The organism is Microcoleus sp. T3_D1 (assembly GCF_036700405.1).
In the GTDB taxonomy this organism is placed as follows: Bacteria; Cyanobacteriota; Cyanobacteriia; order Cyanobacteriales; family Microcoleaceae; genus Microcoleus.
On the sequence record NZ_JAUBOV010000018.1, the window covers coordinates 18,048 to 38,984 of the forward strand.

Below are 20,937 nucleotides of genomic sequence, written 5' to 3' on the forward strand. Positions count from 1 at the left end.
GGGCACTCTTGGCATCGCCCCTACAAAAGCCGGGTTTTCCGTAGGGGCAATCCGACCCCTACTCCCCGTGGTTGCCCCGAAACAGCCTTGAGGTTCGGGGAGGGTTTGGGTGGGGTAAAAAATTTACGACTCCTGCAGGGATTGCTATATATCGGCAATGCTTCAGAAACAGCCTTACGGTAGTTCTTAAATGCGCTGTCTAGGGGCGATTTGACGGGATCATCTCAATGAAAGCAGCCCTCCGCTAGAAATTGGAGGCAGCAGCCAGGAGAAAAGATGAAGAAGGAAGGAAGCAGAAAAAGTGTTTTTACAAATATAAGATGCTCTGAGTTCGGCTTCAAAGTCTGGGGTTTTCACGGTGGCGCGCTATCAGATACTAAGAAACCTGGTTTCACCAAGAAACCAGGTTTTTAGCTCGAACATAAAGTAATCAGTTTGGCATCAAGCCAGAATCGAAAACGAGTTCAAATGATAGCCTATTCAGCTTTTTGAGCCTGAGCGCGTTGCTTTTTGAACTTAGCACCAAACCCAACAGCGGCTGCTGCAGCAAGCATTGTTAAAGGTTCAGGAGTAGCTTCAGTATTGCTAGTGCTGATGGTGCTGAGGTAAGCATCGCTTTGGCCCTGTGGTAAGGCTTGAACGTGCAAACCTAATTTTAAGGCACCGGTATTCAAAGCGGAAACTACGTTCTTATAATTTCCAGTAAAGCTCACTCCCAAAGTTTCGCCACCTTGGATACCCCATCTATTACCAGCACCAGTGTTACGTGAGAAGGCATAGTCTGTGGTGAAGCCATTACCACCTTGAGGCAACCGATCGTTACTAGCACCCCCACTAAAAGCTACGTTACTATTGTTATAAATGTTAGCCACACCCGACAGAAAGTTATTATCATCAAAGAAAACTTTACTGATAAACATCTCAGAGGCTGCGGCATTTCCAGAGTTGATGATGTTAAAAAGAACTGATGTACCCTCGTCAATTACGTTAAATGAGAAGCTGTTTGCATAGGCATCTCCTGGCGTATCCCCACCCACGATATTAGCAAAGCTGAAGGCGGAGGCAGGTGCCAAGCCGATGGCGGAAGCCGGTGCTGCGGATACTGCACTAACGGCGGCGATACCGGCAACAGCTAAAATAGATTTGACTAAGTTAAATTGGGATTTCATGGTTGACACCTTTATTTTTATGTTGACTGGAAGCAGGTTTTTTTCCTTCACATATTCAATCTAAAGCAAAGCACAAGTTAATGCAAGTAGTTTTGATAAAGATTCGATGAAGATTGGGAATAAGCTGATGGGATTTAGGCAAAATGCCTAAATTGATGAGTTCTAGCTAGCTATTTCCTATGGCGTGCATCAAATAATAGGGGTGCTCCCACCCGGATTTTAGTCCTGACTTCTCTCTCTTTTAAAAAAGCTATAACTCAGCTCCCTAAACAGGGGTGTCACACAGCATAATTACTGATTAAACTCTTTTAAAGCTGTAAATTAGGCCCTTAAAAAGTTTTTGCTCCGTGAATGTACGGTAGAAAAGTTTAAGTGAGAGGTTGATTGCTGGGTAAAAATACGTAAAAACCGATAGTGACAGTGGAAGTCGCGGAATGTGGGCTATAACTCAGGACAAAATATTGGCTCATATTCGGTGCGTCGATTCTCGCTTTCGGATTCAGCAACCAGCGCCTTTTAGACTTATATGTTGCACCATTACCAAGAACGGGCTCTGGGGCCCGTTCCACAAAGAATGAGTTTTCTTGTGGGGAGTGGGGGTTGGGCAGGAGAGGCCGCCCAAAACAGGCTTATCGATCCGTGGTGCAACATCTCAATTTAGAGACCAATGGTTTCGGTGCTCGTTATTATCTGTGACGCTGGAACTTTGACCGAGTAAAGGGACGACTCGACTTTCTGGGACGTAGTTTTCGGAACACCTCTACCGTCAGGGCTGTTTCGGGGCAACCACGGGGAGTAGGGGTCGGATTGCCCCTACGGAAAACCAGCTTTTTGTAGGGGTTGTGCCAAGAATGCCGACCCATTCCTGGATTGGTTAGGCATTTGGTGGGATTGGGGCAGCCACGGGATTGGGGCAGTCACGGGATTGGGGCAGTCACGGGATTGGGGCAACCACGGGGAGTAGGGGTCGGATTGCCCCTACAAGAGATTGGGGCTGCCACGGGGGCTGCCCCTACAAGAGAATGAAACAGCGCTACGTCTACCGTGGAAGGCGCGGTGGTCGTTATCTAAAAATGTTGGGACTAATAATTCTATTTCTGGGTCTGCTTTCGCTAAAAATTGGTTAATATTATTTTTCCGAAAAAGCTCGATTCCAAGATTTAACGGGTGATAAGCAAGTAGAAATACTTGAGGCTGTAAGGGTTTGAGTAGCTTGTCATCAAAAAAATGTGTGCGTGCGATCGCTGCCTCAGAAAGGGCCCGGAGGGAAAATAAACCGATTTTTTTTCAATTCGCTACTCTCGCTGCCACTGGTGTAGGGTGATGGAAGGTGAAGCATTTTGCGATCGGGCGATCGTCCAATACATGAATTCGCACCTTATACCGATAAAAAGCGCTTTTCACTGTCCCGCCTGTTTCTTCAACCGCCACTCCTGAAACCCTTTTTCGTACTCTTTCCCTTCAGTTCGATCGACATTCCCAGTATTCAGCGACAATCCCAATCCCCAGGTTAGTAAAATCAACAGCGACCAATCAAACTCGTGTACGGCTGCTATATCAATCCTTGCAGGAGTCGTAAATTTTTTACCCCACCCCAACCCTCCCCGAACTCGCGGGGAGGGAGTAAGAAATTCACAAATGATGCCGAACAGGCTTTCGGGCCTGTTCCACAAAAGAGTCTAGTTATTGTGGAACAGGCCCGAAAGCCTGTTCCCGCAGTTAAACGGCACGTAGGAATAGGTGGCGGATTTCAACACCCTTTTAGGAACAGGCTTTCCGGCCTGTTCCACAACAGAGTCTAGTTATTGTGGAACAGGCCGGAAAGCCTGTTCCCGATAGAAGTACAAAATACCAATAACTAACCCAAAGTATACATCCAGCCATCCCTCGCACAAATCCTCACAATTCCGTCCCAAACTACCGGCGTCGCCTCAAATGACATACCCGGCTTAAATCTTCCCGATTCTATTACTTTCAAACGGTAAAACTCCCCTTTAGCATTTCTCAAAGCATTCTGATCCCCCGACTTCGCTCGTTCCCAATTCAAATTGAACAAATAAACACCGTTGTATCCCGCACTGATCAGTTTATTGCCATCGGTAAAAATCGGAGTCGAAATTGAAGAACCAATCGCTTTTTTAAATACTATTACCGGAGTATCGTAAGACTGGTTTCGCCAAGGCACAAAAGTTTTTTTACCTGTAATCATATCTTGGGAACCGATGTACAAATTGCCGTCGAGTGCATTTGTGGCAAACAGCGCCGGAAACTCCCCTGAATTGTACTCGTCATTCAACGCCACCGAGCCAATTATCCCGCCTTCCCAGCTAGAAAGTCGGCGATTTCCCGTCGGGAAAAACCATTCGACGCTGGCATTCGGTTCCTTGTTTGGATTCAGCTTCAGCACTCCGCCGTTGCCCTGAATGTATTGTTTTTCAATGGCACAAAATAGTTTACCGGATTTAGAAATTACAGCACTGCCATCCAAATCTGAACCAGTATAAAAATCCCAAACTATCTTTTTAGTTGCAATGCTAATACCGTAAATGTGACCGGAACCAGCAGCTATAAAAATTCTATCTTTGAGTCTCGATGGCGATGATTCGGCTACCAAGTTGCCGCCGTGTTTGCTGATATCTCCTGCTGCATAAAGCTGTACTTCCGACAAGATATGGGGCTGCTTGATGCCTTGTTTGATTTTTGCATTGCTTGTGGAACTATCGAGAAAATAGCCGATCGCATTTTCCCCCGCATTGAACAAAACGCCACCGCCGAGGTCCAAAGCGCTGCTGTCATTATCCCGGCTGTAGCTGGGCGTTTTCCTGATGTCCAATTTCCAAAGTTCCTTGCCAGTTCTAAAAGATATTGCCCTAAAACTCGGCACAACACTTTTGCCACCACCGCCACTGCGGCTTCCCTGCAAAATTACAATTCTGTTTTCGGCGCTAGCTTTTTGATCGATATAAATAGTTGATGAACCTTTGATTACATCATCAAATTTATAGCGCCAAACTTCTTTATTGGTAGCAATATCTATTTTTCGCAAATTGTGGTCATAAGCACCTATAATTAAATAAGTTTTTCCCCCGTCTCTGGTAATTGTCGGCTGTCCAGTCCAACCGGCACCGCTCCAAACTACAGACCGCCTTCCCAGAAAAGTCCGGCCGCTGCCGAGTTGAAATTTGTCGATTAACTTCAAGCTTTTCGGAACACCTCTGCCGTAGAACCGACGCTTGTCGTTACCTAAAAAGGTCGGGACTAATAATTCTATTTCTGGGTCTGCTTTAGCCAGGAAATTGTTAAGATTAGTTTCTAATAAAGCTTGATCCGAGGATTCAGTTTGGCTCAGTTTGATAACAGCAGGAGGAACAGCAGCACTCAGCAAAAATTGTCCTAGCTGTTGATTGAAGGTTCTCCGAGATGATAAGCTCATATTAGATCGAGATAATCAGCCTTAATATTAAAACATAATTATCAGCAACAACTCAACTAAAACATCTCGCGCTAAACTGCTAGAGGACTGACAAGCTTACCCAGCACGAGTAAAAGTAGATTTGATTATGGTCAACCGTCTTGCTCAATCCCAAAGCCTTTACCTGCGGAAACACGCCGAAAATCCGATCGACTGGTGGCCCTGGTGCGACGAAGCCCTAGAAACGGCCCGAAGCGAAAATAAACCGATTTTCCTGTCAATTGGCTACTCTAGCTGCCACTGGTGTACGGTGATGGAAGGAGAAGCATTTTCCGATCGCGCGATCGCCCAATACATGAATTCGCATTTTATACCGATAAAAGTCGATCGCGAAGAACGCCCGGATATCGACAGCATTTATATGCAAACCTTGCAAATGATGACCGGTCAAGGCGGTTGGCCGCTCAACGTTTTTCTCACTCCCGACGAGCGAGTTCCCTTCTACGGAGGCACTTATTTCCCCGTAGAACCGCGCTACGGACGGCCGGGATTTTTAGAAGTTTTGCAAGCAATTCGCCGCTTTTACGACACAGAAAAAGGCAAAGTAGAAGCCTTCAAAGCAGAGATTTTAGGCAACCTCCAACAGACGGCAGCGCTGTCAGGAGTAACCGCCGAATTAAATCGCGAACTCTTCCAAAAAGGCTTAGAACTCAACACCGGAATTGTTGCGGGCAGCAACCCAGGCCCCAGTTTTCCGATGATACCTTATGCTGAGCTAGCACTGCGGGGAACGCGATTTAATTTTGAATCAAAATACGACAGCAAACAAGTCTGCACTCAGCGCGGATTAGACTTAGCATTGGGCGGCATTTACGACCACGTAGGAGGCGGATTTCACCGCTATACGGTTGATGCGACTTGGACTGTGCCACACTTTGAAAAAATGCTCTACGACAACGGTCAAATTGTTGAGTATTTAGCAAATTTGTGGAGCGCGGGAATACAAGAACCCGCTTTTGAAACTGCGATCGCGGGGACAGTAGAATGGTTGAAGCGAGAAATGATTGCGCCGACAGGTTATTTTTATGCTGCACAGGATGCTGACAGCTTTAATACTTCTGAAGAAGTTGAACCGGAAGAAGGAGCATTTTATGTCTGGACTTATGCGGAACTGGAACAACTATTAACTGCTGAGGAATTGGCAGAAATAAAAGCACAGTTTACTGTTAGTCGCAACGGCAATTTTGAAGGCAAGAATGTATTGCAGCGCCGCCATCCGGGAAAACTGAGCGACACGGTAGAAACGGCTTTGGCTAAACTCTTTGCTGTTCGCTACGGTGGCAATCGCGATACTGTAAAAACCTTTCCGCCAGCCCGCAACAATCAAGAAGCTAAAAACGACACTTGGCCGGGTAGAATTCCCGCAGTTACTGACACGAAAATGATTGCGGCTTGGAATAGCTTAATGATTTCGGGCTTGGCCCGCGCTGCGGCTGTTTTTGGAAATTTGGAATATCTGGAATTAGCTGTGAAAGCGGCTAATTTTATGTTAGACAATCAGTGGACGGATGGGCGGTTTCAGCGGTTGAATTATGACGGACACTCTGCTCTTACCGCGCAGTCGGAAGATTATGCTTTGTTTGTGAAAGCTTTGTTGGATTTGCATCAAGCGAGTTTGACTTTAGGCAACGGGGAAGAGGCAAAACAGTTGCCGAATTCTCAGTTTTGGTTGGAGAAAGCTGTGCAGGTGCAAGAAGAATTTGATGAGTTTTTGTGGAGCGTGGAATTGGGAGGATATTACAATACTGCTAAGGATGCTAGCGGAGATTTGTTGGTGCGGGAACGCAGCTATATAGACAATGCAACTCCGGCGGCGAATGGAATTGCGATCGCCTCTTTGGTTCGCCTCGCACTGTTGGGCCCGAATTTAGAATATCTCGATCGCGCTGAGCAAGCTTTGCAAGCTTTCAGCAGTATCGTACAAGATGCTCCGCAAGCTTGTCCGAGTCTACTTTCGGCGATCGACTGGTATCAGCATTCTACCCTGATTCGCACGACTCCCGATCGAATTGCTGGGTTGATTTCTCAGTATTATCCGACTGCTGTCTGTCAGATTGAGGCTGATTTGCCTGAAGGGGTTATCGGGTTAGTTTGCGAGTGTTTGACTTGCAAGGAACCGGCGAAAAGTCAAGAGCGGCTGTTGGAGGAAATTTTGCAAAGTCAAACGCGAGTTTAGCTAAACAGACGGGAATGCCCACACTATACCGATCGAGGTTAGTGTGGGATGACTCGTCGCGTGAGACGAGGATTCCACCAGTTCACAATCTCAAAGCATAGCTTTGAGCAGTGGGCGGGTGGATGACGAGACGAACAAAATAATTTTTTGACTTGTTCAATGATTTTATGTTAAATTAAGACTAATTGATACGTATCGGCTGTGATCCAATGAAAGGGACCTACCAGTACCAATTCTATCCCGACACCAATCAAAAGCTAACCCTCAACCAATGGCTCAGAATTTGCCGTTATTGGTATAACCGCCAGTTAGGGGATAGATTTGATTGGTGGGAAAAGAATCGCACTACTGTAAACGCTTGCCCCTTGATAACCAGCATTGCCGCTCCCAGAGAGAAACCAAATTACTACCACCAAAAACAACAACTGCCAATTCTCAAAAAAGATGTGGTTAAAGTAGTCCATAGTGGTGAGTTGTTGGATTTTAAGCAAGTAGATTCAACCGTACTGCAAGATGTCTCTAAGCGAGTAGACAAAGCCTTTGAACGGTTTATTGTCGGTAACAGTAAAGGTGGAAAGTCTGGCAGACCTCGATTTAAAACCGAGGCTGACTACCGCACTATGACTTTCCCAACTGCGGGTGATGATTGGATTAAATTAATTCGCAAGAACTGGTTTTACCTTCGATTACCCAAATTGGGAGTTGTAAAAGTTAGGATGCACCGCCGAACTCCAGATGGGTTTATTGTCAAACAAGTTAGTGTCACCAGGAAAGCTGACGGTTGGTTTATTCAGTTAAATCTTGAAGACGCTTCTGTTCCTGAATCTACACCAGAACTACTTACTCCGACTTGGGATAACTCAATTGGCTTGGATGCAGTTTTGCACGAAGATGTCTACCTTGCCACATCTGAAGGAGAGAAATTACCCTCATTAAAACCGCTCCGAAAAAATCAATCTAAATTAGATCGCATTTCAACGAAGCGAAACAAACGAAAACGCGCTTCTAAGTCAAGACGCAAATTAGCAAAAAAAGAGGCGAGGCAACACCAAAGAATTGCTCGTTCTCGTAAAGACTTCCATTACAAAACCGCTCACAAACTGGTGAGAACGGGAGCTAAGTTCTTTTTCCATGAAGACTTAAACCTCAAAGGTTTGATGAAGCGGAATAAGAGCAAGCAAGATGATAATGGAAGTTATCTTCCTAACGGTCAATCTGCTAAGTCAGGACTAAATAAGTCTTGGCAAGATGCAGCCTTTGGGCAATTTTTTACGACGCTGGACTACATAGCCGGAAAAGCTGGAGCAGCCGTCATTTCACATAAACCTGCTTATACCTCAATGGTACTCAGTTATCGGGATGAAGTTATTTTCACCGATTGTAGTATGCGAGACTATTGGGACGAGCAAAACTCTTTGATGGTAGATCGCGATATTAATGCTGCGATCAATCTAAAAAGACTGGGGTTGGGCATTTTCCCCAGTATAAAACGCCGTAGTGGGAATCTTTCTGTAGTTGGTTCTATGGATAACAGTACCACAAACGAAATCTTGCATACCCTTTATCGGGCTGCTGAGAAGCCCACATCATAGCTGTACTCAGCTTGATGTGGGAGTATGTCACCACCAATACTGTCTATATTATTGAACCGCGAAGACGCGAAGGAAGAAGGAGGAAGCAGAAGGAAGAAGTAGATTACTTCTTCCGGGAAGGAAGTACATCTTCAATCGGCTCCTCAATCTTCCAAAGAATCTCAGTGGCTTCAGCCCGCTTGAGTGTCAACAAATGCAGATACTTTCCGGCGGCACGGCAACTCGAACGCTGTCGCCGACTTGGTGTCGCTGCAAGTCATCTCTGTGCAAGTTTTGTCGGCGAAGGGCGATCGAACTTTTAGCAGTCAACCGCACCGTATAGCGCGTATCAGTGCCAATATAAATAGCCTCTTCTACTATTCCCGGCCAGCTATTTTCCTCGTCATAATTAGCCGGATAAATAGCAGCTTTTTCGGGCCGCAACACCAGGGTGACAACTTTCCCAGCGGGCATATCTTCGGCTGTTGCAACTAACACGGGCAACTGCTGGTCAACCAACACGATTATTTTACCGTTTTGCTTTTCTACTACTCGACCACTTAAAAAATTGCTGTCGCCAATAAAATCAGCAACAAACCGCGTTTTAGGATATTCATAAATATCAACAGGCGTGCCGACTTGTTGCAGTTTTCCTCCATCCATCACTGCAATTCTGTCCGACATCGTTAGTGCTTCTTCCTGATCGTGAGTTACATAAATAAACGTAATTCCTAATTTTCGCTGCATTTTTTTCAATTCTAATTGCATCTCTTTACGCAATTTTAAATCCAGCGCTCCTAGGGGTTCATCCAACAGCAAAACAGACGGCTGTTTGACTAATGCTCTTGCTAGTGCTACTCGCTGCTGCTGTCCTCCTGACAGTTGGCGGGGATAGCGTTTTCCTACCTCGGTTAACTGTACTAATGCTAAGGCTTCCGCAACGCGATCGCGAATTGTTTTCTGAGGCAAATTCTCCATTTCTAACCCAAAAGCGGCATTTTGTGCTACTGTCATGTGCGGAAACAAAGCATAGTTTTGAAATACCGTATTTACTGGGCGGTGAAATGGCGGGCGATTTTGCATCGGTTGGCCGTGAATATAAATTTCGCCTGCTGTGGGAATTTCAAAACCAGCTATCATTCGCAAAGTTGTAGTTTTGCCACAGCCCGAAGGGCCGAGTAAAGAAAAGAATTCTCGATCGTAAATTTGCAGGTTGATGTTGTCTACAGCTAAGAAATCTTGACTGCGGACACTTTTAAATACTTTGGAAACTTCTAAAACTTCGACAGCGTGCATTCTGTTAGTATGTGTGAGTAATAAAAATTTGAGTTCGAGTCTGGTTAAACTGATATCTTGCACAATTCTAAATTACTTGTTTAGGAACGGGCAAGATGCCCGTTCCACAAAACTTAATTTTATTGTGGAACGGGCATCTTGCCCGTTCTTGACGATGGTGCAACTCCCATGCAAACTCAAAACTTAAGTGAACCAGCCCCCGCAGAAACCTGTTTTAGATCTACTTTCCAGCCCCTGCTTTAACTTCCGTCCAAGCTCGATCGTACAATGCAGTTGCTTTCCCGACATCCTGCAATAATTTCATTTTGTCAAACACCTCAGCCGGCGGGTAAATTTGAGGATTTTTCAAATCGTTCGGGGCGATTAAACCTCGATCGATTGCTGCTTTGTTGGGCGATCCGAACTGGGTAAAATTGGAAATTTGGGCGCCTACTTCGGGCTGCAAAATAAAGTTAATAAATTTTTCCGCTAACTCTTTCTGGGGCGCACCTTTGGGAATTGCCATGTTGTCCGAAAAAATGATTGTTCCTTCTTTGGGAATAGCGTAACGGATATTAGGATTTTCTTTCATCACTTGGAAAATATCGCCGCTCCATTCCATTGTCAGATTTATTTCTCCTTGATCTAGCATATTTTGCCCGGTGTCGGGGACAAAAGCTGCAATGATATTGTTACTTTTAATCAGCAAATCGCGGGCTTTGTTAATTTCTTCAGGATTGGTTGTATTTGGATCAAATCCTAAATACATTAAAACTCCTGCAAATGTGTATCTGGCATCGTCTTGCCACGCCACTTTTCCGGTATATTTTGGATCGAACATCGCCGCCCAACTGTTAATTTCTCCCTGGATTGTTTTCGCGTTATAGCCAATTCCCATCGTTCCCCACTGGTAGGGCAGGGAATATTTATTCCCAGGGTCAAAAGCTTGATTTATAAACTTAGGTTCTAGGTTCTTTTGGTTGGGAATATTGTTTAAATTCAGCGGCTCAATTAGATTTTCTGCTATCATGATTTTCACCATGTAATCGGCGGGAAATATTAAGTCGTAACCGGGGTTTCCCTGTTTGAGTTTGGCATAGAGTGCGTCGCTGTTCTCGAAAGTGTCGTATTGAATTTTAACATTGTTCTCTTTCTCGAATTGGGCGATCGCTTCTGGGGCGATATAACTGGCATAATTGTAAATGCTGAGCACTTGTTGGTTGCCACCTGTGGGGCTACAGCCGAAAGCCACCGTTGCGCTCATCACAAACAAAAGTAGGAAAGTCAGCAGGCGTTTCATAGGTTGTGTTAGTTGCAGACAAAAATAATTATGACACAGAAAGCAATTTTTTTAACTTTTCTGAATTTTTAACGATGATACAACCAGCAACAATGAAGCCAACAACATCAAAGTTGAAATGGCATTAATCGCTGGCGTAACTGCAAATTTTATCATGCCATAAACAAATAAGGGCAGCGTCATCGAACCGACGCCGGTGGTAAAAAAGGTCACGACAAAATCGTCTAGCGACAGAGTAAAAGCCAGCAGTGCAGCGCTGAAAATAGCGGGCCAAATTAGAGGGAGAGTGATGCGCCAAAAAGTCCGCCATTCGTTAGCGCCTAAGTCAAAAGCTGCTTGTTCTAATTGAGGATCGAGTTCCGCCAAACGCGCCCTGACAGTAATAGTCACAAAGGAAATATTAAAGACAATGTGACCGATAATTACGGTAGGTAAGCCGAGATTCAGGCGAATTCCCGTGAGATTTTCTACGATCCGAAATACTAGGGTAAAGAAAACTAGCAGCGAAATGCCGATCGTAATTTCGGGCATGATAATCGGCAAAAACAGTAAAGCTTCTACGGCTTTGCGCCCCGGAAAATGAAAGCGTTCCAGCGCTAGGGCGAGCATTGTACCAAAAATGCTTGCTAGCACAGTCGAAATAGCTGCAATTAGCAAGCTGTTGTTGAGTGCTGTCCAGATTCCGGCACTGCTACTCGTAGCAATCGTCGCGCCTGCATTGCTAAACAAACTGCGGTACCAATCGAGGGTAAAGCCGCGCCAAACGGCATTGAATCTGGAGGCGTTAAAGGAGTAAATAATTAAGATGAGAATTGGCAAGTAAAGAAAGGCTAATGCTAGTACAGCTTGTACCCAAAGCCACTTTTTGCCGATCGCCCGCACGAGTATATCTAGTTTAGTCATTAGTCAAAAATAAGTTCGCCTGTAGGGGCGGGTTTTACAGACAATCTGTGCCTAAGACCAATAATCTCATAAACCCGCCCCCACCCAACTGTCAATCTCAATCTACCTGTTTAAGTTTCGTCAGACACGCGGAAGTAAATTAACACCGGAATCAATATGATTACCGTCAACAGCATAGAAAGCGCCGATCCAAAAGGCCAATCGCGGGCTTTCATAAACTGATTTTGAATCAAATTTCCCACCATAAATGTTTTAGATCCGCCCAATATATCCGGTGTGATGAAAGCGCCGACAGCGGGAACAAAAACCAAAATTGAGCCTGCAACAATCCCGCGAGTTGTTAACGGTAAAAAAACGCGCCAGAAAGTGCGGATATCATTTGCCCCTAAATCGTGAGCGGCTTCTACCAATGAAAAATTGAAGCGTTCTATGCTAGAATATAAAGGCAGAACCATGAAAGGTAAATAGCCGTAAATAAGACCGATCGCCACAGCGAAAGGCGTAAAAAGCAAATTTAACGGTTCGCTAATAATTTGCAGGCTTTGCAAGGCCGTGTTAACTACTCCTTCGCTACGCAAGAGTATGATCCAGGCGTAGGTTCTCACTAAAAAATTAGTCCAAAATGGAATAATTACCAGCAAAAGCAAAGCATTTCGCCAGCGAGGAGAACGGGTGGCGATGAAAAATGCCAGGGGATAGCCAACTAACAAGCAAGCAGCAGTTGTTAGAAAAGCCAGCCAGAGCGATCGCCCAATTACTCCTAAGAAAAGTCCACTGAACAAACGCTGGTAGTTGCTGAGAGTAAATATCCAAGTAACACCGCCGTAAGTACCGCGTTCTAAGAAACTGTACAACAGTACAATTAGCACGGGCAAAATGAAGAAAACCATCAGCCATGCGGTAGCGGGAAATAAGAGCAGCAACAGGTTAGTTTGCTGGCGGTTTTTGACACCCATTATTCACTCAAGCCAAATTTATCACATAATGCAACACATTTTATATCAAATCCGCATTTTCTGAATTATGTCATCATTAATAAATTATCAAGAGGTACGCAATGTCAGCAGAATCGTCAACCCCAAAAATAGTCGTCGTCGGTGCAGGATGGGCCGGTTTAGGCGCTACCTATCACCTAGCCCAGCAAGGCTATGATGTCACCCTGCTAGAAGCAGGCCCTTATCCGGGTGGCTTAGTTGCAGGGTGGAAAACCGCCGGCGGGCGTTCCGTAGAAGCTGGGATTCATGGCTTCTGGTATCCCTACAAAAATATCTTTTCCTTAGTCAAGGAATTAGGACTCGATCCCTTCACGCCTTGGACTCGTTCTTGTCAGTATTCACCGGCGGGATTGGAAGTAGAATCGCCGATTTTTCAGGACGAACCGCGGCTTCCCACACCGTTAGGAACCTTTCTTTACACCAGATTTAAAAGGCTGCCATTAGTCGATCGGCTTTCCGCCTTACCCTTACTCTACGCCGTCCTAGATTTCGACAATTCCGACGAAGCTTGGCGCAGGTACGATCGCGTCACAGCCCGCGAGCTCTTCAAACAGTTTGGCGTTTCTGCAAGACTGTACCGCGATGCTTTTGAGCCTATGTTATTAGTAGGTTTATTTGCACCCGGAGAACAATGTTCTGCCGCCGCAGCTTTGGGAATGCTTTATTATTTCATATTAGCACACCAACCGGATTTTGATGTAGTTTGGTGTCGCGGAACAGTCGGAGAAAAAATATTTCGCCCGTGGGTCGATCGCATGGAAAAACTCGGTGCAAAAGTATTGACAAAGCAGCGAGTTACTGATTTAATAGTGGACAGCAACAACCGAGCCACAGGCGTTGTTTGCGGTGAAGAAACCTTCGAGGCAGATGCAGTTATTTTTGCAGTTGGCGTCACGGGAATGCAAAAAATAATCAGCAGCAGCCCCGCTTTGCAAAGCCGCCAAGAGTTTCGGGACGCGATGAATTTGGGTGCAGTTGACGTGTTAGCTGTTCGCCTGTGGTTTGACAGAAAAATTGACATTCCCCTGCCTTCTAATGCCTGTTTTGGATTTAGTTCAACTACAGGTTGGACGTTTTTTGATTTGAATGCTTTGCACGACGAATTTCGAGACGAACCGGGAACAGTTGTCGAAGCTGACTTTTATCACGCAAATCAATTAATTCCCCTAAAAGATGAGGAAATTGTTTCCTTAGTTCAGCGGGATTTAGCGACTTGCATCCCCGCTTTTCGGGAGGCAAAAGTAATTGACAGCAGCGCGATTCGGCTGTCGCGGGCTGTGACGCATTTTGCCCCTGGCAGCTATCAATATTTATTGCCTGCGGTAACAAGTTATGATAATGTATTGATGAGCGGCGATTGGGTTGTCACCCGCCACGGTTCTTGGTCGCAGGAAAAAGCTTATGTTACTGGTTTGGAAGCGGCTAATTTGGTAATTTCGCGTTTCGGACTTGGGAAAAAAGCGGCAATTATTCCCGTGGAAGCTGACGAACCGCACATTCAAATCGGGCGAAAGATTAATCAGTTTACTCGCAGTTTGACTAAAACATTCATTCCCGATTTTTGGCTGCCATAAGAAGAAGGAAATTCTGCAACGCATTTAACAGAGATATTCCACCATTCTCCATTAGCCGTAGGGGCGGGTTCGCCAACAGCCTTAAAGCTTGCAAATAGGTTCTATAAACCCGCCCGACCCCACTGAGATGTTGCACCATTCTCAATAAGCTTTTTATGAACAGGCAAGATGCCTGTTCCACAAGAAAATTCACTCTTTGTGGAACGCAAGATGCCTGTTCCACAAGAAAATTCACTCTTTGTGGAACAGGCATCTTGCCTGTTCTTGAGAATGGTGCAAGATGTGAGATTTAACAGATGTTAGGAAGAAGGGGGATTCCCGTCTGGTTAGCTAAGAGGCCGATCGCACTAAAATGACTGTACAGTCGCACCCGCGCGCCACAGCTTCCGGGATATTCCCGTGAATCACCTGCTTCAGCAGCCCTTCGCGGCTCGCTCCCAGGACGATCGCATCGCACTGATCGTTCTGAGCCAAATCAATTAAAGCATCAGAAACCGATTTAGCGCAAACCGAAGTCGCTATTATCGAACAGCTAACCCGGCGCTTGATAAACTCCGCCGCTTGCTTTAATTCTCCGCGATCTGGTTCTGCAACAGAAGGCTGATGAACCTGACACAATTTAATCTCCGGTACAGCACTCGCAGCCACCAAAGCAGGTAGCAGCCGCAAAGCCGCAGCTTGCTTGTAACTGCCGCGAATAGGAACCAACCAGCGGTGCAAACCCATCAGCGTGTGCAGTCCCAATTCTGGCCCTGGAATGTCTGAATTCGGCGGGGAAAGTTCAGTCTCTGGAGTCGCTGATGAATCTGAGGATATCGCCAATGGGGGATTATCTGCGCCGTCAACTTTTTCGGGATTTAACTCCCATTCTATAGACGCATATTTGCGTCCGCTGAAAGTAGGGGAAAACTCATTTTTCTTGCGTGTTGCTAATAGTTTTTCGCTCCACTTTACCAAAATAACCTCGCAGCCTGCTTGCCGAATTACGGTATCCACCACATCGCCAAAAATGCGTCCTTTTGTGGAAAATTCGCCTTGCCAGCCCATCAAAATTGAATCGATATGTCGCTCCTTTATTGTCTCCAAAATCGCGTTAGGCACGTCGTGAGCTACCCGTATTTGGGTGTGTACCGGCAAGTTCCAATTGCGAATTATTCGCTCGGCTTGTTGTAGCAGGCGGCGGCTTTTGGTTGTCCGCACTGCGCTTTCTGAGGGGGAACTGTTGCGCGGTACTATGATGATTTGCAGGCATTCTAATTCGTAATTGCGATCGCGCGCAATGGCCGCCGCCAGCCGCAGCAAAGCGGGTGCTGTTTGGGGGTTAGAAAGCGGCACTAATAACCGGCCGTTTCCGACTTGCGGAGCCCGGGTTTGATAGACAACATAGGAAGGTTCTGGGTGCGGGCCCTGGGTTGTTTCTCCGCTGAGGCGATCGGATTCAACTCGGATAATGTCGCTGCGGGTAATAATTCCCACCAAACGCCGACCTTCTACGACTGGCAAACGGCTGATATTGTAGTTGTTGAGCCTGTACAGAACCTCGCTTAAAGTATCCCTTGCTTTGACTGCGATCGGCTGTACAGTCATAAATTCTTTAAGCAGCGAGTTGCCGGACAAATTGCGATCGCTGGCATTTGCCAAATCGGTTTGACTGACAATTCCGACTAATTTGCCATCTTCAACTACTGGAAATCCTCGGTGGTGCGATCGCGAAAAAGCCTGCATCACTTCATCGAAAGTCAGCAGACTCGAAAGAGTTTCAACTCGGCGCTGCATCACGTCATCTGCGTGCAAGTCGCTCAAAGTATTGCTGGCAGCTTGTGCCTGCGTCAGTTGAATACCGTTAAACTCCAAAAGGTGATTGTACAGCGAGCCACTTTCTACCTTTTCTGCCATTAAATAAGCAACTACAGAACAGATCATCAAAGGCAGCACTAATTTGAAATCCGCCGTAATTTCAAACACAATTACTACCGAAGTAATCGGCGCTCTAGTAACCGCGCAAAAAAACGCTCCCATTCCCGCCAAAGCGTAAGTTACTGGCGAACCAACGCCCAGGACATCTGCCTGCACAATGCCTACCATGTGACCGAGTGCAGAACCCATAACTAGGGAAGGGGAGAACAATCCTCCCGGAGCTCCAGAAGCAGCGGAAATAATAGTTAGAAAAAAGTGAGCTACAAAAGCAATTAAACTCGTTATGCCGCTTGCTTCGCCGGTCAGCAGAAACTCCCGCAAACCCGTATTGTTGCGGAAAGTTTCTGGGAGAAAAGCTATTACTGAACCGCAGATTATGCCAGCTAGAGCCACTCGCGCGGGCAAAGCTAATTTGAGGGTGCGCCTGTTAAATTGCAAGCTAGCAATAATCCCTTTCGTGAACAAAGCTCCCAGCAATCCTGCTAAAATTCCTAACAGTATGTAGAACGGGATTTCCTGAGCCTCAAAACTGCTTTGGTACGCGCGAAGGTTCAAATTTAAACTATCGCCGCCCAAAAGCTGCGAGACAACTGCACCGATAAATGAAGCGATAATTGCAGTCCCTAAAGTCAATCCCGAAACATCGTGCAGCAGTTCTTCAACTACAAACAAAACTCCTGCAATGGGAGTATTGAAACCAGCAGCCAATCCCGCAGCAGCACCGCAAGCAATCAATTGTCGGCGGTAGTCTGGGGAAGTTGGCATCAAGTGACCTATCCAGCCTGCCAAAGATGCTCCTATTTGCACAGTCGGGCCTTGCCTTCCTAAAGTTAAACCGGAACCAACTGCTAAAATAGTCGTCAGAAGTTTGGCGACAGCTACTCGCAAATCTAAGGAAAGATTGACTCCGCCGAGAGCAGCTTTGACGTGAGGAATGCCGCTGCCGGCAGTTTCGGGAGCAAAACGCTCAACCAAGAAACCTGTCAGCAACCCGCCGCATAAACCGACGCCCGGCAGTAATATCCAAGCTGGAATTACTGTCGAGGTAGCAACTCGCCAACTGCCCAGCCATCCGACTCCTGATTTGAGCAAAACCCCAGCGAGTCCTGAAATTAAACCGATCAGACAAGCTTCAAAAATGGCTAGGCGTTTGGGCCGTAAAAAAAGTTGAGATTTGATGACCCTGGAAGGTTCCCTAAATTGTTTAGGGATAGTTATGTACGGCATAAATAGCGTAGATGACCTGAGAATTGTCTGCTCGATCGCACTTTAGCGAAAAATCCTTCGACTTGGCAAAATATAACTAATTTTTAACCGGAGGTTCACGCAGATTAACGCAGATTAATTCTATATGTTTATAGAACCCATTTGATATCTTGCTAGCGATCGCTCATAGCAGTCGAAGGGCTCACAGCAGTCGATTTACCATAACAAGTACGGAAGAACTACTTCCCTGATTTGTTGAGATTCACTTTGCTGAGGATTCTTTCGCCCTTTTGGCAAATTCAATTCCTGTCACACAACAACCGTCAAAAGTCAAGCCTCAACCACCCTCATCGCCAAAGATCCGACTTTTCCGACTTTTGGGACTTGAAGATCCGACTTTTCCGACTTCTACAAACAGCCACCGACAGCAATAATAGAGATAGCGAAAGTCAACCCGCGATCGCTTGGGTTCTATACGCAGTTGGATATTTGTGAACTGTAACAGGGAATTTTTATTTCCGGGGAATTAGTTTAGCCATTGCCACCGATCTATAAAAAAATCTATCTGAAGGGGGATGCAGCGAGAAGGCGATATCATCTCATGGCAGATGATATCGCCTTCTTCTCCGATCCACTCGCTTTCAGAAGCAGGTAAGAAAATTATCAGGAGATCATTCTTATGGCTATCAAATTGCCGAACGACTCAGATGACTTACAAGATCCCCTAGCTAAGGATCAGTGGTGGCTGCTCAACACCGGACAGACAAACATCGAAGGCAGGAAAATTGACCCAAATCCAGGCATGGATCTCAATGTAGTCCCTCTGTGGCCAGAGTATACCGGCGAAGGCATCAAAGTAGGCGTCGTTGATGATGGTGTTGATCTCAATCACCCAGACCTGCCAGCCAAAACAGGGTTCAACCCGGCAGATAATAATAAGCATGGCACCCCTGTAGCTGGCATTATTGCAGCACAAAGAAATGAAGTCGGCACCGTCGGCGTTGCTTACGGAGTAGCGAGCATCAGCAGTTTCAGCTTTAATGATAAGGATCAGACCGCTAGCCTGGCAAGCCAAGTTGATTTCGACGTTTCCAACAATAGCTGGGTTCGTGTCCACCATTTCCACATCAACCCTGCCTACGAAAAACCGATCGAAAAGGCCGTCACTGCCGGCCGCAGGGGGTTGGGCACAGTATTTACCTGGGCCGGGGGAAACGACCGTCAAGAGGTTAACCCAGACCCCAATCTGCAACGAGCAGGAAAGCGGGGGAGAAATGTCAACTTAGGCAGTTACGAGAACAGCCGCTATGTAATTGCTGTAGCAGCGATCGACAATAAAGGAGTTGTGGCCCCATACAGCACTCCGGGTGCACCACTCTTAGTCTCAGCCTTCGGCGACCAGGCCACCAGTATCGCTACCGTCGATCGTATCGGCAATGATGGCTACAACACCCACAGTAGCCCTACTCGAGATAGTGGCAATAATGGCTCCAACAACAAGAGCCAAACAGCAAGCGCGCCACGCCTCAACGAGCGAGCGAAAAAGGGGGTAACCAATGCAAATAATGGAAAAGATAATCTGAGCGATTTTAAGGAGCTTGACTACCACGCAGGCTTTGGCGGCACCTCAGCAGCGGCGCCGATGGTTGCCGGCGTTGCAGCCTTAATGTTGCAAGCCAATCCCAAACTCGGCTACCGCGACGTTCAGGAAATCCTGGCTTACTCAGCCCGCAAAAATGACCCCAATGCCCAGAAAGATGACTCTGGTAAGGACGCTTGGACATTCAACGGTGCTAAAAACTGGAACGGTGGCGGACTCCACGTCAATCACGACTACGGCTTCGGATTAGTCGATGCCACAGCAGCAGTGCGGTTGGCTGAAACTTGGCAATTGCAATCTGGAACTGCCAAAAATGAAGCGGCAACTGCGGTAAATGAGAAAGTTCAAATTGCCAATTTGACCCTGCCAGAATCGGGGGTAGATATCCCCGACAATAATCCCGCAGGAATCAATCAAACCTTCAAGATTACTCAAGGCATCAACATCGACAAGCTCGAACTAGACTTGAATATCGAGCACGGTCAATTTCAAGACTTAGTAGTCAAGCTGACATCTCCCGATAAAACCGAGAGTATCATTCTCGATCGTCTCCCTTACTACACCGAGGTCGGCCGTGCAAAAGAAGACTACGGTTTCAAAGGCACAACTGTTAGCTACACCTTCAGCAGCGCCCGCCACTGGGGAGAAACCGGCCTTGGCGATTGGACGCTGAACATTTCCGATAATAGCGCCACCAACGACCTCAAAAATACGGGTCAGCCCTATGTCTATGAAAACTCCCCCGATGACAAGATAAACATTCTCACCAGCGGCAACAATGTCGGCAAACTCAAAGAGGCAACTTTACGGCTGTACGGCGACGACATCATTAACGACAACACCTACATCTATACCAACGAGTTCGCAAGTTTCACCGATACAAACGATGCTGCCCGCAAAACTCTCAGCGACACCAACGGCGGCAACGACATCATCAACGTTGCCGCCATCACTGACGACGTTATTATCAACCTAAAGCGCGGTGGAGAAAGTACCCTACCAGGCCGCACAGTTACAGGCCAACAACTCCCTGATACTCAAACCCTGACCATCGACCCCGACAGCATCATCGAGAATGTCTTCGCCGGTGACGGAGATGACTCAATAGTCGGCAACGAAGCACCCAACACCCTCTGGGGCGGCCGCGGCAACGACACCCTCGTCGCCTCCGGTACCGGCGACACCCTCATCGCCTCCGGTACCGGCGACACCCTCATCGGCGGCGGCGGTAGCGACTCCCTAGTGGGAATCATGGGAGACACTACTTACATCCTCGATGCCAAGACAGCCGCAGGCAGCAAAATTAAAGCTGTTGGTGTCGCCAATAATTTAATCCTCGACAACGCCACCCTGACAAACACCCTCCCCGCAAAATCGCAGAAGGGGATGAATAAAAGAGGTGACGATTTGGTGATCGACCTCAACGAGGACGGCAAGCTAAAATCGCCGGATGATTTGACCATTGAAGACTTTTTCTTGGCTAGTAGCAGCCCCTTCCTCAACGTCGGCAACCTGCGTGGTGAGGACATTTTCCTGGTTCTCACTCCAACTCCGGCAACACCAACTCCAACTCCGGCAACACCAACTCCAACTCCGGCAACACCAACTCCGGGGAGAATATTACGGGGAACTCCCGGCGATGACTCCTTAAATGGCGAGGATGGTGACGACAGCCTCTTTGGCGGCGCGGGAAATGACATCCTATACGATGAATTGGGCAATAATTTGCTCTCCGGCGGCGACGGCAATGACGAAGTTTTCGGCGGAAACGGTGCCGAC

Annotated in this window: 13 protein-coding genes and 1 pseudogene; 6 read left to right on the forward strand and 8 right to left on the reverse strand. The window is 46.8% G+C overall.

The genetic code is table 11. The features are described 5' to 3' along the window. Positions 1-476 precede the first annotated feature (476 nt). Positions 477-1,220 carry a PEP-CTERM sorting domain-containing protein gene (locus tag QT992_RS10605; protein ID WP_333338098.1) on the reverse strand — a complete coding sequence of 248 codons (744 nt, stop codon included), beginning with the start codon at positions 1,218-1,220 and terminating at the stop codon, positions 477-479. A 1,195-nt stretch (positions 1,221-2,415) separates the two neighbouring features. Here QT992_RS10605 and QT992_RS33580 point away from each other — a divergent pair. Continuing rightward, positions 2,416-2,561, forward strand: a pseudogene (locus QT992_RS33580) (DUF255 domain-containing protein); the annotation flags it as partial. Between the two features lie 8 nt (positions 2,562-2,569). Here the strand turns inward: QT992_RS33580 and QT992_RS10610 are convergent. Further along, a complete protein-coding gene (locus tag QT992_RS10610) occupies positions 2,570-2,842 on the reverse strand; it encodes a hypothetical protein (RefSeq protein WP_333319157.1) in 273 nt (90 codons plus the stop codon). A gap of 185 nt (positions 2,843-3,027) precedes the next feature. Then, positions 3,028-4,602 (reverse strand): outer membrane protein assembly factor BamB family protein, encoded by a 1,575-nt coding sequence (locus QT992_RS10615; protein ID WP_333338100.1) that lies wholly within the window; start codon positions 4,600-4,602, stop codon positions 3,028-3,030. Positions 4,603-4,729: 127 nt separating this feature from the next. Between QT992_RS10615 and QT992_RS10620 the strand changes: the two genes are divergently transcribed. Further along, positions 4,730-6,817: a thioredoxin domain-containing protein gene (locus QT992_RS10620; protein ID WP_333338103.1), complete on the forward strand. Its 2,088-nt coding sequence runs from the start codon at positions 4,730-4,732 to the stop codon at positions 6,815-6,817. A 209-nt stretch (positions 6,818-7,026) separates the two neighbouring features. Continuing rightward, the gene (locus QT992_RS10625; RefSeq protein WP_333338106.1) at positions 7,027-8,409 is read left to right on the forward strand and encodes a transposase; all 1,383 of its coding nucleotides are present in this window, start codon (positions 7,027-7,029) and stop codon (positions 8,407-8,409) included. Positions 8,410-8,595: 186 nt separating this feature from the next. Here QT992_RS10625 and QT992_RS10630 read toward each other — a convergent pair whose 3' ends face one another. The 4 genes from QT992_RS10630 to QT992_RS10645 form a co-directional block, all read right to left on the reverse strand. Continuing rightward, positions 8,596-9,684 (reverse strand): ABC transporter ATP-binding protein, encoded by a 1,089-nt coding sequence (locus QT992_RS10630; protein WP_333319161.1) that lies wholly within the window; start codon positions 9,682-9,684, stop codon positions 8,596-8,598. A 220-nt stretch (positions 9,685-9,904) separates the two neighbouring features. Continuing rightward, the gene (locus tag QT992_RS10635; protein ID WP_333319151.1) at positions 9,905-10,963 is read right to left on the reverse strand and encodes a spermidine/putrescine ABC transporter substrate-binding protein; all 1,059 of its coding nucleotides are present in this window, start codon (positions 10,961-10,963) and stop codon (positions 9,905-9,907) included. Between the two features lie 51 nt (positions 10,964-11,014). After that, positions 11,015-11,866: an ABC transporter permease gene (locus QT992_RS10640; protein WP_333319149.1), complete on the reverse strand. Its 852-nt coding sequence runs from the start codon at positions 11,864-11,866 to the stop codon at positions 11,015-11,017. A 110-nt stretch (positions 11,867-11,976) separates the two neighbouring features. Then, positions 11,977-12,822, reverse strand: coding sequence for an ABC transporter permease (locus tag QT992_RS10645; RefSeq protein WP_333338110.1), 846 nt, complete (start codon positions 12,820-12,822; stop codon positions 11,977-11,979). A gap of 101 nt (positions 12,823-12,923) precedes the next feature. Here QT992_RS10645 and QT992_RS10650 point away from each other — a divergent pair, with 101 nt between their 5' ends. Next, complete coding sequence (locus QT992_RS10650; protein ID WP_333319144.1) at positions 12,924-14,435, forward strand: FAD-dependent oxidoreductase; 1,512 nt, start codon at positions 12,924-12,926, stop codon at positions 14,433-14,435. 168 nt (positions 14,436-14,603) lie between these two features. Continuing rightward, positions 14,604-14,738 carry a hypothetical protein gene (locus tag QT992_RS10655; RefSeq protein ID WP_333376953.1) on the forward strand — a complete coding sequence of 45 codons (135 nt, stop codon included), beginning with the start codon at positions 14,604-14,606 and terminating at the stop codon, positions 14,736-14,738. A gap of 27 nt (positions 14,739-14,765) precedes the next feature. Here QT992_RS10655 and QT992_RS10660 read toward each other — a convergent pair whose 3' ends face one another. Then, entirely contained in the window at positions 14,766-17,579 is a 2,814-nt protein-coding gene (locus QT992_RS10660) for a chloride channel protein (protein WP_333338114.1), read from the reverse strand. A gap of 658 nt (positions 17,580-18,237) precedes the next feature. On the opposite strand from QT992_RS10660, the gene QT992_RS10665 reads away from it, so the two are divergent. Beyond that, a partial coding sequence (locus QT992_RS10665) for a S8 family serine peptidase (RefSeq protein ID WP_333376955.1) occupies positions 18,238-20,937 on the forward strand: 2,700 nt, incomplete at its 3' end.